General features: G+C 75.5%; 12 protein-coding genes. 8 read left to right on the top strand and 4 right to left on the bottom strand.

Annotated elements, in window-relative coordinates; all coding sequences use genetic code 11:
- Positions 1–16: 16 nt before the first annotated feature.
- Together ACZ6EJ_RS07620 and ACZ6EJ_RS07615 are read right to left on the bottom strand one after the other, a co-directional pair.
- On the bottom strand, positions 17–760 hold the full coding sequence (locus tag ACZ6EJ_RS07620) for an HNH endonuclease (RefSeq protein ID WP_469265223.1): 744 nt from the start codon (positions 758–760) through the stop codon (positions 17–19).
- A 176-nt stretch (positions 761–936) separates the two neighbouring features.
- On the bottom strand, positions 937–1,941 hold the full coding sequence (locus tag ACZ6EJ_RS07615) for an SEC-C domain-containing protein (RefSeq protein ID WP_469265222.1): 1,005 nt from the start codon (positions 1,939–1,941) through the stop codon (positions 937–939).
- Between the two features lie 173 nt (positions 1,942–2,114).
- Here ACZ6EJ_RS07615 and ACZ6EJ_RS07610 point away from each other — a divergent pair, with 173 nt between their 5' ends.
- The 5 genes from ACZ6EJ_RS07610 to ACZ6EJ_RS07590 all read left to right on the top strand — a co-directional run bounded on the left by ACZ6EJ_RS07610 (position 2,115) and on the right by ACZ6EJ_RS07590 (position 6,311).
- The gene (locus tag ACZ6EJ_RS07610) at positions 2,115–2,324 is read left to right on the top strand and encodes a DUF3311 domain-containing protein (RefSeq protein WP_469265221.1); all 210 of its coding nucleotides are present in this window, start codon (positions 2,115–2,117) and stop codon (positions 2,322–2,324) included.
- Complete coding sequence (locus ACZ6EJ_RS07605) at positions 2,321–3,829, top strand: sodium:solute symporter family protein (protein ID WP_469265220.1); 1,509 nt, start codon at positions 2,321–2,323, stop codon at positions 3,827–3,829. The genes ACZ6EJ_RS07610 and ACZ6EJ_RS07605 overlap by 4 nt, the downstream gene beginning before the upstream one ends.
- Positions 3,830–3,970: 141 nt before the next feature.
- Entirely contained in the window at positions 3,971–4,303 is a 333-nt protein-coding gene (locus tag ACZ6EJ_RS07600) for a DUF6412 domain-containing protein (RefSeq protein ID WP_469265219.1), read from the top strand.
- 209 nt (positions 4,304–4,512) lie between these two features.
- On the top strand, positions 4,513–5,289 hold the full coding sequence (locus tag ACZ6EJ_RS07595) for a YidC/Oxa1 family membrane protein insertase (protein ID WP_469265218.1): 777 nt from the start codon (positions 4,513–4,515) through the stop codon (positions 5,287–5,289).
- A 161-nt stretch (positions 5,290–5,450) separates the two neighbouring features.
- Positions 5,451–6,311 (top strand): fumarylacetoacetate hydrolase family protein, encoded by an 861-nt coding sequence (locus tag ACZ6EJ_RS07590; RefSeq protein WP_469265217.1) that lies wholly within the window; start codon positions 5,451–5,453, stop codon positions 6,309–6,311.
- 220 nt (positions 6,312–6,531) lie between these two features.
- Here the strand turns inward: ACZ6EJ_RS07590 and ACZ6EJ_RS07585 are convergent, their stop codons facing one another.
- Together ACZ6EJ_RS07585 and ACZ6EJ_RS07580 are read right to left on the bottom strand one after the other, a co-directional pair.
- Positions 6,532–7,011: a heme-degrading domain-containing protein gene (locus tag ACZ6EJ_RS07585; RefSeq protein WP_469265216.1), complete on the bottom strand. Its 480-nt coding sequence runs from the start codon at positions 7,009–7,011 to the stop codon at positions 6,532–6,534.
- Entirely contained in the window at positions 7,008–8,129 is a 1,122-nt protein-coding gene (locus ACZ6EJ_RS07580; protein ID WP_469265215.1) for a Gfo/Idh/MocA family oxidoreductase, read from the bottom strand. Before ACZ6EJ_RS07580 ends, ACZ6EJ_RS07585 begins: the two co-directional genes overlap by 4 nt.
- 72 nt (positions 8,130–8,201) lie before the next feature.
- Here ACZ6EJ_RS07580 and ACZ6EJ_RS07575 point away from each other — a divergent pair, with 72 nt between their 5' ends.
- The 3 genes from ACZ6EJ_RS07575 (at position 8,202) to ACZ6EJ_RS07565 (ending at position 11,855) form a co-directional block, all read left to right on the top strand.
- Positions 8,202–9,314 carry an ROK family transcriptional regulator gene (locus ACZ6EJ_RS07575; protein ID WP_469265214.1) on the top strand — a complete coding sequence of 371 codons (1,113 nt, stop codon included), beginning with the start codon at positions 8,202–8,204 and terminating at the stop codon, positions 9,312–9,314.
- Between the two features lie 323 nt (positions 9,315–9,637).
- A complete protein-coding gene (locus ACZ6EJ_RS07570; RefSeq protein WP_469265213.1) occupies positions 9,638–10,864 on the top strand; it encodes a peptidase in 1,227 nt (408 codons plus the stop codon).
- Between the two features lie 226 nt (positions 10,865–11,090).
- Positions 11,091–11,855 carry a GntR family transcriptional regulator gene (locus ACZ6EJ_RS07565; RefSeq protein WP_469265212.1) on the top strand — a complete coding sequence of 255 codons (765 nt, stop codon included), beginning with the start codon at positions 11,091–11,093 and terminating at the stop codon, positions 11,853–11,855.
- Positions 11,856–11,989 lie beyond the last annotated feature (134 nt).

Below are 11,989 nucleotides of genomic sequence, written 5' to 3'. Positions count from 1 at the left end.
TGTCCTTGCGCAGCCGCTAACGTGGCGGCTGGATCCTGTGCAACTCCTCCCGCAGAGCGTCCGGAGTGCGCCAGGAGACGCCGCGATGGTTTCTGTGGCACATGCGGTGGCAGTTCGCGCACAGGAAGGCGAGGTCTTCCAGTGCGGTCTCCCGAGGGCCGGAGATGTGGAGCGGGAGTTTGTGATGCACCTCGATGTAGCCCTCTCCGAGGCCGCCGTAGACACGGCCGAAGTGGAAGTCGCACACGTGGCACTGGAGGGGCAGGCCCCGCTTCAGCGCATCAGTGATCTTCCGCCGCCGAAGCGCCGGGTTCCTCTCCCGGTAGATGGCCCAACGAGTCAGCAACTGCCCCTCGTTCGCCGTGTACCCGTCCTCGTCCACTTCGTCCGGCTGGACGGGGATCTTGGTCAGCTCGCCGGAGCTGACACCGTCCTCGATCGCTTGTGCCGCTGCCATCATCTCGGCTTCGCGCTCTGTGAAGGCGGTCGCGATCAACTGGGTGAGGCGTCCGCCGCGGGTCGCCGCCCCCGCGTAACCAGGGCGGCTCGTCAGCAGGTCGGCACTCTTGCGGCTCACGCTCTTCGCCGAGCGGAACTCGGGCAGTTGCTGTGCGGCGCCTTCGTGCAGGGGGAGGGACCGGAGCAGTTCGGTGAGTTCGTTCGTCGTGGCCTGATAGGCCCGTAGCTGGCGCCAGTCGTTCTCGACCACGCGAGAGCAGATCAGGAGCAGTTCGTCCCAGGTCCATGCAGGGCTGCGCATGATCAGTATCGTATAGGTGTTCGGAGGGGCGAGGGGGGGAGTTTCTGGAGCCGCATGTCGCCCATGGAGGCGGAGCGCCGCAGCCCCCCACCGGACCGCGGAAGCCGTGGCACAGGCCGAGGCCCGGACCCCCGCACCTCCGTGCGCGGCTCCGGGCCGTGGTCGCGCAGGGGCCCCTACGCCCCGTGGCACCCGCCGTACGTCTTCGTCGTCCCGCACCAGCACGGGGCCGTGCGGGGCGGGGGCCAGGGGGTGGCGCGGCCGCGGGCGGCGAGGGTGGTGGCGTACTGGGGGAGGAGGCCCGGATCGGCCGGGGAGGCGGCTTCGGAGGCGGCGAACGCCTCGTAGGAGGGCACCGTCCCCGCGACGATGCCCAGGTTCGGGGCGCCCGCCGCGTGCAGGTCGCGCAGCGCGGCCTCCAGGCGGTCCAGGTGCGTGGCGCGGTCCCCGTACTCCTCGGCCAACGCCGGGTACGCGGTGAGCAGTTCGCGCAGTTCGTCCTCGGGCCAGTACAGGACGGCGACCGGGAAGGGGCGGGAGAGCGCCGTGCGGTAGGCGCCCAGCTCCGCGCGCAGGCGGGTGATCTCGGCCCGCAGCTCCGCCGGGTCCGACGAGCCCAGCGACCACAGGCGCTTGGGGTCGTGGAGTTCGTCCAACGGGACCGGGGCCGTGTGGAGTTCGCCGGCCAGCTCGTCCCAGGCGTCGTGGTCCCGGCCCAGCAGCCGCCGCACCCGGTGGCGTCCGGTCAGCAGGGACTTGACGGCGTACGGGACGTCCTCGCCCGGCGCCAGCAGCAGGGTCAGCGCGGTCGAGAAGTAGTCGTGCGCCGACTCCAACTCGTCGTGCGCCTCCAGGGTCTCGGCGGCGACCTGCCACGGGGCCGCGTCCGGCGGGGCCGTCGTGCGGATGCCCTCGATGATCGCGCGGGCCTCGGCCTCGTGGCCGTACTCCCAGAGGTTGGCCGCCTTCAGGGCCTTGATCAGGTGCGGGTTGTCGACGGCGGAGCCGGGGGCGGCGAGCAGGTCGTCGTAGAGGGTGCTCGCGCGGGCACGGTCGCCGGCGAGTTCCAGGTGGGCCGCGGCCTGGAGGACCAGCGGTTCGCGGTCCTCGGGGTACTGCACCGCGGTGCGCAGCAGGCGCTCGGCTTCGATGGTGTGGTCGGCAGGCGTGTCGGGGCGCATGGACCACACGGTACTGCCGCAGCGCGGCGGCGGGGAGGCGAGGAGGGGGGGGAGGAAGGGGAGAGGCCGGGAGGGGCGTGGAGGGGCGGGGCCCGGTCGGCGGGACGCCGTGTGCCGGCCGTCGGCGGACCGCGTCCGCGAGGGACGACGCCGCCGGGGAGTAGGGTCCCTGCGTGTTCGCAGTGATCCGACGACGCCCCCACCTGCTGTGGCTGCTCGTCCCCCACGTCCTGTACCTCGGCGCGCTGCCGTTCGCGAACCGGGTCACGCCCCTGGTCTTCGGGGCGCCGTTCCTCTTCGTGTGGCTGTTCGGGGCGACCCTCCTCACCCCCGCCGCCGTGTGGCTGACGCATCGCGGCGACCGCCGGGGCGGCCGCCGGTGAACGCCGCCGTCGCCACCTCCGTCTTCGCCGCCTTCATGGTCGCCACCGTCGTCCTCGGCCTCCTCGCCCTGCGCGGGCGCGGCGGCCAGGGCGGGCTCGCCGAGTGGTCGGTGGGCGGGCGGAGCCTGGGGCCCGTCTTCATCTGGGTGCTGATGGCCGGGGAGGGCTACACGAGCTTCAGCTACCTGGGGGCCGCGGGCTGGGGGTACAACTACGGGGCGCCCGTCCTCTACGTCGTCGCGTACATGTCCTGCGGTTACGCGATCGGCTACGTCGTCGGGCCGATGCTCCGGGGGTACGCCCACCGCCACGGCCTGGTCGGGATCACCGACATCGTCGCCCACCGCTTCGGGCGGCCCTGGCTCGGCGCGGTGATCGCGGTGCTGGCCACCGTGTTCCTGCTGCCGTACATCCAGCTCCAGATCACCGGCATGGGCGTGGTCCTGTCGACCATCTCCGCCGGGACCGTCAGCCTGGAGTGGGCCTACTTCGTCGCCTTCGCCGTCACCACCGCCTTCGTCGTGGTCAGCGGGCTGCGCGGCAGCGCCTGGGTGTCCGTGCTGAAGGACCTCCTGGTCATCGCCACCCTGGGGTTCCTCGCGCTGTACGTCCCGTTCCACTACTTCGACGGGTACGGGCCCTTCCTCGACCGGCTCGTCGCCGAGAAGGGCGACTGGCTGACCCTGCCCGGACACGGGGGCGGGCAGAGCGGGCTCGGGGAGGCGTGGTTCGTCAGCACCACGTTCCTCAACGCGTTGACCGTGGTGATCTTCCCGACCACCGTCGCCGGGTACCTCGGGGCCCGGAACGCGGACGCCCTGCGCCGCAACGCCGTGTACCTGCCCGCCTACAACGTCCTGCTGTTCGTCCCGATGCTGCTCGGGATGGCCGCGCTGTTCGCCGTGCCGGGGCTGGTCGGCGCGGAGTCGAACCTGGCCCTGTTCAAGCTGGTCGTCGACTCGCTGCCGGCCTGGGCGGTCGGCGTCATCGGGGCCGCCGCCGCGCTCTCCTCCATCGTGCCCATGGCCGTCTTCATGCTGGTCATCGGCACGATGTGGGGCCGGAGCGTGCTGACGGCCGTGCCCCGCCTCGCCCGGCGGGAGAAGGCCGCCGCCCAGGTCGTCGTGGTCGCCGCGGGGTCGCTGGCGCTGCTCCTCACGTACACCGCGCCCAACACCCTCGTCCGCCTCTCCCTGATCTCCTACGAGGGCATGGCCCAACTGCTCCCGATGGTCCTGCTCGCGCTGGTCTGGCGGCGGCTCACCTTCCGGGGCGCGTTCAGCGGGCTGATCGTGGGCGTCGCGGCGGTGTGCGTCCTCGTCTTCACCGGGAACGACCCGCTGGGCGGTGTGAACGCCGGGCTCGTCGCCCTCGCCGCCAATCTGGCCGTCGCGCTGGCCGTCACCTTCGCCGGGCCCCCGGACGCGGACCCGCGCCCCGACGCCGAGGTGCTGGCGACCGACGAGATGGAGGACCCTCAACCCGCCGCTCCGGCCGCCCGCTGACCCCGGCCCGGTCCGCGCCCGGCTCCCGTGTCCGACGCGTCGTGTATAACGAACGGAGTGCCGTACACGCGTACGAGTGAGGTGCGCGCGCCCCGCGGGGGCCCGGCGCCGAGCGGTACGCGACAGGGGAGGGAGAGGCCGGTGCGGGACACACAGCCCTGGCGCCACGCCTTCGCCCGCCTGCTCCGGCCCGCCGGACTCCTCGTCGTCCTCCTCGCCGAGGTCCTGCTCGCCGAGGGCGGCAGCCTCTCCGCCGCGGTCGCGCTCGCCGCCACCGCCGCCGCCGGATCCGCCCTCCTCGCCTGCTCCGTCATCAGCGCCCGCTGCGCGCCCCCGGTGCCCCGCACCCGCGTCCGCACGGCGATCAGGGACCGGGAGGAGCGCACCGCGTTCCTCCCGCAGCGCGACCCCGACGCACGTGGCCGCACCAGGCCCCGCGCGCCCGGACGCGCCCCCCTGACGACCCCCGCGTAGGGCTCCGCCCCCTCCGCACCCCGCCCCGCCCGCGCCGCTTCCGCCCACGGGCCCCCGGCCACCGGTCCTCCCGGTCCGCGCCCCGTGACGCGCCGCCGCGACCGCCGCCGTGGCGGGCCGGCGTACGGGCGCGCCCCCGTGCGGGTCGTCATGCCGCGTACCGCAGACGCACCTCCCCCGGCACGACGAGACCCCCGGAGGGCTCACCCATGTCCGCCTTCATGTCCGCCTTCGCGCACCTGGTCGGCTCCCTCGCCGACCTGCTCCAGCCGTTCTTCCACACGGCGTCCACCGCCGCCGCGATCGTCCTGTTCACCGCCCTCGTACGGCTCGCCGTCCACCCCCTCTCCCGTGCCGCCGCACGCGGGCAGAAGGCCCGCGGCCGACTCCAGCCGCAGATCGCCGAACTCCGCAGGAAGCACGCGAAGAACCCCGAGCGGGCGCAGAAGGCGATCATGGAACTGCACGCGGCCGAACAGGTCTCCCCGCTCTCGGGGTGCCTGCCGAGCCTGCTCCAGATGCCCGCGTTCTTCCTGCTCTACCACCTGTTCTCCAGCTCCTCCATCGGCGGCGGGCCCAACGCGCTCCTCCGCCACGACCTGCTCGGCGCGCCCCTCGGCGGGCGCTGGCACGACGCCCTCGCGCACGGCGGGGTGTTCGGCGCGCAGGGGCTGGTCTACCTCGCGCTCTTCGCGATCGTCACGGCCGTGGCCGCCTTCGGCTACACCCGCACCAAGCGGCAGATGGCCGCCAACCCGATGGCGCCCGCCACCGGCCCCGACGGGCAGCCCCTGCCCGGTCTGGGCGCGATGACGAAGCTGATGCCGCTGCTGTCGTTCGCGACCCTGATCACCGTGGCCGTCGTGCCGCTGGCCGCCGCCCTGTACGTCGTCACCACGACCGCCTGGACCGTCGTCGAGCGGGCCCGGCTCCACCGCGACCTGCCGACCGCCGCCGACCGGGCGGCCGGGGCCGCGGCGGGGTGAACCGGCCCCCGGCGCCCGAACCGCCCCCGCTCCGGCCGGCCGCCGGTCCAGGGTGTGAACGCGGTCTTGCGGAGTGATCGCATCTCTTGGACGATCGGCCGAGCCCTCTGCCGGCCGCACTCCGTCGCAGGGCTCCACCCCGACCAGGAGGAGCTGGACCGTTGAAGCTGCTACGCGTGGGTACGGCGGGCGCCGAGCGCCCCGCGCTGCTCGACCGCGACGGGACGCTGCGCGATCTCTCCGGAATCGTCCCCGACATCGACGGCGGCCTGCTCGCCGACGCCTCCGCGCTCGACCGGGTGCGGACGGCCGCCGGCGCGCCCGGCGTGCTGCCCGCCCTCGACCCGGTGGGGCTGCGCATCGGCCCGCCGGTCGGGCGCATCGGCAAGATCGTGTGCATCGGGCTGAACTACCACGACCACGCCGCCGAGACGGGTGCGGAGGTCCCGGCGGAGCCGATCGTCTTCCTCAAGGCCCCCGACACCGTCGTCGGCCCCGAGGACACGGTGCTCGTGCCGCGCGGGAGCCGGAAGACGGACTGGGAGGTCGAGCTGGCCGTCGTCATCGGGCGCACCGCCCGCTACCTGGAGTCCGCCGAGGAGGGGCTCGCGCACGTCGCCGGGTACGCGACGGCGCACGACGTCTCGGAGCGCGAGTACCAGACCGAGCGCGGCGGCACCTGGGACAAGGGCAAGAACTGCGAGACGTTCAACCCGCTGGGCCCCTGGCTGGTCACCGCCGACGAGGTGCCCGATCCGCAGGCCCTGCCGCTGCGGCTCTGGGTCAACGGCGAGCTGAAGCAGGACGGCACCACCGCCGACCAGATCTTCCCGGTCGGCGAGGTCGTCCGCTATCTGAGTCACTTCATGACGCTCTATCCGGGCGACATCGTCAACACCGGCACGCCCGCCGGGGTCGCGATGGGGCGGCCCGACCCCAAGCCGTATCTGCGGGCCGGTGACGTGGTGGAGCTGGAAGTGGAAGGACTCGGCCGCCAACGGCAGGAGTTGAAGGGCGCGTAGGACCGCCACCACGCGGAGGAGCGGCCCGCGCTCCGGCGGAGGGGCGGGGCCGCTCCGCGCCGGTGCGTACGGCTGCCCCGCCCCGGCGTACGGGCGGGCCGCCCCGCCCCGGCGTGTACGGGCGGCCGCCCCGCGCTCCGGCGGCTGTCCCATGCCCCGGCGTCCGGGCAGCCTCCCCGCCCCGGCGTGCGGGCGGGCCGCCCCGCTCCGGCGCGTACGGTCAGGGCTCCAGCGTCGCCGCGAACCGCTCCAGGGCCGCGACCACCAGGGCGTGGTCCTCGACCTGCGGCAGCCCGGAGACCGTGACCGCGCCGATCACGCCCGCGCCCTCCACCGCGATCGGGAACGAGCCGCCGTGCGCGGCGTAGACGTCCGGGTCCAGGCGGGAGGACTCCTCGAACGTGGTCCCCTTGGCCCGGAACCGGGCGCCGACCAGGTACGAGCTCTCGCCGTACCGCTCGACGACCCGGCGCTTGCGGTCGATCCACGCATCGTTGTCCGCGCTGGAGCCGGGCAGCGCCGCGTGGAACACCTGCTGCGGGCCGCGCCGGACGTCGACGGCCACCGGGGCGTGCAGCTCGCGGGCCATCGCGACCAGCAGGGCGCCGAGGGCGTACGCGTCGTCGTACCCGAAGCGCGGGAGGGTGAGCCGGCGTTCCTGGGCGATCAGCTCGGGGACGGTGGGGGGAGCGGTGGTCACGCGCCGCCCTCCCCGGTCCCAGTGGCCCCCGCGCCGGGCGGGGACAGGGTGACGGCGACCCCCTCGCGGGCCGACCGGCGGGCCGCCTCCAGGACGTCCAGCGCGGCGGCGGCCTGGAGCGCGGTGACCGGGTTCTCTCCCTCGCCGCGCAGGGCGGCGGCGACCGCCGCGTAGTACGCGGGGTAGTCGCCGGGCAGGGTGCGGACCGGGGCGCCGCCGCCGGTCAGCGGGGACTCGCCGGAGCCGAGCCGGCCCCACAGCTCCTCGGGCTCCTCGCCCCACGGCTCTCCGGCGACCGGGCGCAGGCCGTCGCGCAGCGCGGACTCCTGCGGGTCCAGGCCGTACTTCACATAGCCCGCCGCCGAGCCCAGCACCCGGAAGCGCGGGCCGAGCTGCGCCGTGGTGGCGCTGACGTACAGGTGCGAGCGGACCCCGCCCGCGTGCGTGACCGCGATGAACGTGTCGTCGTCGGCCGCCGCCCCCGGACGCCGTACGTCGGACTCCGCGTACACCCGGACCGCAGGGCCGAACAGGACCAGCGCCTGGTCGACGACGTGGCTGCCCAGGTCGTACAGCAGGCCGCCGATCTCCTGCGGGTCGCCCGACTCGCGCCAGCCGCCCTTCGGCCGCGGGCGCCAGCGCTCGAACCGGGACTCGAAGCGCTGGACCTCGCCCAGCCCGCCGTCGGCGATCAGCGCGGCCAGGGTGCGGAAGTCGTTGTCCCAGCGGCGGTTCTGGAAGACCGAGAGCAGCAGGCCGCGCTCCTCGGCCAGGGCCGCCAGCCCGCGCGCCTCGGCGGCGGTCCCGGCGATCGGCTTGTCCACGACCACCGGCAGCCCGGCCCGCAGCGCGGCCGTCGCCAGCGGGACGTGCGTCTTGTTGGGGGCGGCGATCACGACGAGGTCCAGCTCGCCGGCGCGCTCCCACAGCTCGTCGGGCGAGGCGGCGAACCGCACGGCCGGGAAGGCGGCGCGGGCCTCGGCCCTGCGCTCCTCGTTCGACGTCACGACCGTGTCGAGGACCAGGCCGTCCGTCGCGGCGATCAGCGGGGCGTGGAAGACCGAGCCGGCCAGGCCGTAGCCGACGAGGGCGACGCGGAGGGGGGCGGTGGCAGTCATGCCTCCACTTAAGCAACGCTGTTGCCTAAGTGCAAGCGACCGGCACAATGGGACGGTGAACAGGAGCGAGCCGTGAACGGGAGCAGGACGGACGCGCCGGCCGGGGCCAACCTGCCGGCGCTGCGCCACCACAACGCCGCACTGGTCCTGGACCTGCTGCGGGCGGCCGGGGCGGACGGGATCAGCCGGTTGGAGCTGGCCGAGGGCACCGGCCTGACCCCGCAGGCCGTCAGCAAGATCACCGCCCGGCTGCGGGCGGACGGGCTCGCGGCCGACGCGGGCCTGCGCCCCTCCACCGGCGGCAAGCCGCGCACGGTGCTGCGGCTGGTCCCCGACGCGCGGTTCGCCGTCGGCCTCCACCTGGACCGCGACGGGCTCACCGCCGTGCTGGTCGACCTCGCGGGCCGGCCGGTCGCGGTCTCCACCACCCCGCTCGACCTCGGCGCCCCGGCCGACCGGGTGCTGGCGGCCGCGGCGGACGCGGTACGGGACCTGAGCGCCGCCGAACCGTACAGGCAGGTGCTCGGGGTCGGCGTCGCCGTGCCCGGCCCGCTCGACCACCGGACGGGCGTCCTGCACCGGGTGACCGGCTTCCCCCGCTGGGACGGCTACCCGCTGCGCGACGCGCTGGCCGAGCGGACCGGGCTGCCGGTGGTCCTCGACAAGGACACCAACGCCGCCGCCCTCGCCCTGGCGCTGTCCGAACCGCCCGGCGGCGACTTCGCCTACCTCCACCTCGGTACGGGGCTCGGGGCCGGCCTGGTCCTGGGCGGCGAGGTGCACCGGGGCGCGCGGACGGGGGCGGGGGAGTTCGGCCACCAGGTCCTCCTCCTGGACGGGCCCCGGTGCGGTTGCGGCGGGCGCGGCTGCATCGAGGCCCTGTGCCTGGCGGCCGAGGCGCGCGGCGACCGGGCCGAGGCGGCCCGCGTGCTGGGCACGGGCGCGGCCAACCTGGTCCGGCTGCTCGACATCGACCGGGTGGTCCTGGGCGGCCGCACGGTGGCCGCCGACGAGGACGCGTACGTCCGGGGCGTCCGGGCCGTGATCGAGGACCGTGCCGCACGGGGCGGGCCGGGTGCGGGAGTCACCGTGACCGCGGCCGGCGGCGGCGACCGGCCGGTCGCGGAGGGCGCGGCGCAGTTGGTGCTCGCGCCGGTGTTCGGGCGGCCGCGGGGGCGCGGGTAGAGCGAGGTGCGGCGCTGGCGCTGGGGGAGGCGGGGGCTCGGCACCGCTTCGGAGCGGGCGGTTCCGCGAGGGGTGGCTCGGCAGGGGGGCGGGGTCAGGGTCGGCGGGAACGGGGCTCGGTGAGTGCGGGGCCGGTGGGAGCGGGCTCGGCGGGGATGGGCTCGGTCGGGTGGAGCCCCGTACTCCGATGATCCGGCAGTCAGGTGATCGTATGAACCGTGTCGGCATGTCGACTCTCCCGCGCCGCGCGGGCGTGGTTGCGTCGGACGACGTCACCGGGGCCCCCGCCCCGGTCGTCCGCGAGCAGCGAAGGGTGTCCCCCCATGCCCCCCACCTCCTGCCCACGGCTGGGCGACGGCCGTACGCGCGCGGCGCTCGGGCTGGCCGCGGGGATCGCGGTGCCCGCCGCGCTCCTCGGCGGTGCGCAGGCGACCGCCCTGCCCGTGCCGCCCGCCCCGGCCCCCTCCGCCGACCGGCAGCCCGTCTGCGGCGACGCGGACGCGGAGGAGTTCCCCATCCGCACCCGTATCCAGGGGGCGCCGGACACGTACGCCTCCGGCGGCGGATACGGGACCTGGTTCCTGGAGCTGACCAACACCACCGCCACCGCCTGCCGCGCGCTCCACCCGGTCCTGGTCCTCACCGACCGGGACCGCCGGCTGACGGCGGAGCAGATCCAGGTGGAGTTCACCGAGCCCGGTCGCCCCGACGCCGAGCACCGCGTCACCTGGGAGACCACCGAACGCGACGAGCAGATCGGGGTCTTCGGGGGCGAGACGGACGGGGCGGGTGAGCCGGAGGAAGAGGGGGAGGCCGGCGAGGCGTTCCTCGGCTTCACGGTCCCGGCCGGGAAGACCGTCTCCGTCCGCGTGCGCATGGCGTTCACCTCCGATGCCGACCCCGGACCGGTCACCGCCCACGCCGCCGTCGTCCAGCGCCGCCACCAGGACAAGGCCAAGGGCGGCGCCCGCGCGGACGGGGACTGGGTGGGGGAGTCGGAGCAGTACCACTTCGTGATCGCCGACGGGGTCACGGGCGCGATCCGCGAACCGGAGAGCCCCCGCCCGGAGAGCCCCCGCCCGGAGAGCCCCCGCCCGGAGAGCCCCCGCCCGCAGGAGACCCGGTCGGAAAGCGCCCGGCCGGAGAGTCCGCGCCCGGAGAGCCCCCGTCCCGAGGGCAGCCGACCGGGAAGCGCCCGGCCCCGGGAGACCCCGGCGCGGAGCGCCCGGCCGGAGAGCCCCCGGCCTTCCGGCGTCCGCCCCGACGCCGCCGAACCGTCGCCCCGCGCGTCGGGAAGCCCCGCACCGCCGTCCAGCCCCGCACCGGACGCCACCGCGTCGGCCCCCGCGGCGGAGCACGGCGACCCCACCGCCCCCGTCGAACGCCCCGGCCACCCGCCGCACGACGGCGCGGGGCGCCCGCTGCCCGAACTCGCCCGCACCGGACCGGCGTCGCTGCCCCTGACCGGGGCCGCCGGCGGGGCGCTCCTGCTCGGCGGGGCCGGCCTCCTGGTGTACACGCGCCGAGCCGCCCGCCGCGCCGGGTCCTGACGGCGGCCGGTGCCGACCGGGTGCGTCCGGCCGGTGTCGGGTCGCCCGTCGCGTCGGGCCTTGACGGCGGCCGGTGCCGACCGGGTGCGTCCGGCCGGTGTCGGGTCGCCCGTCGCGTCGGGCCTCGACAGCGGTCGGTGCCGATTGGGCGGGCCCGCCCGCCGGCCGCGTAGCGCCGTCCACCGCCCGTACCGAGCAGTTCACGTACGTCTGCCACCATCGGGCCGTGGACTACCCGAACGACCAGGCACCTGGCGCACCGATCCGCTCCGGCATCCCGGAGCACGGCCGCATACCGAAGTACTACGCGGTCAAGGCCCGCATCGCCTCGCTCCTGGGCGAGTTGGGCGAAGGCGGACTGCTGCCCACCGAACGGGAGCTGGCCCAGCGCCACGAGGTCTCGCGCGAGACCGTGCGCCAGGCCCTGCGCGAACTCCTGCTGGAGGGGCGGCTGCGGCGGCAGGGGCGCGGCACCGTCGTCGCCGGGCCCAAACTGGAGCAGCCGCTCTCCCTCGCCAGCTACACCGAGGGCGTCCGCCGCCAGGGCCGGCGGCCCGGCCGCCGCCTCATCGGCCTGGAGCGCTTCCCCTGCCCCGAGGCGCTCGCCGCCGACATCGGGGTCGAGCGGGGCGAGCCGGTCTGGCACCTGGAGCGGGTGCTCCTCGCCGACGACGAGCGCGTCGGCCTGGAGAGCACGTACGTCGGCGTCGCCCGCGTCCCGGACCTGGACACCCGGTTCGACCCCGACTCCTCCTTCTACGCCCACCTCCGCGACCGCCTCGGCATCGCCTTCGGCGACGCGGACGAGCGCATCGAGACCGTGCTCGCCACCCCCCGCGAGGCCCTGCTCGTCGGGACCCCGCCCGCCCTGCCGATGCTCCTGATCCACCGGCTCTCGCGGGACACCGACGGGCGGCCGCTGGAGCGGGTGCGGACGCTGTTCCGGGGGGACCGCTTCTCCTTCTCCGCCCGCCTCGGACCCCAGGACTGACCCGACTCCCCGCGCCGGAGCGCCCGTTCGCATCACGGAAAGGTAACGGGTCTGGTCCAAGCTTGGGGGGTCGTTCACCGTCCCGTCGGTGACCGGTCGCGTGCGGGACACGCGCCGCGAGGAACGTGGCCGCC

It is taken from the genome of Streptomyces sp. NPDC041970, from assembly GCF_055588985.1.
Note: the sequence above shows the minus strand (reverse complement) of the source record. Positions and strands in the feature narration are given on the sequence as shown.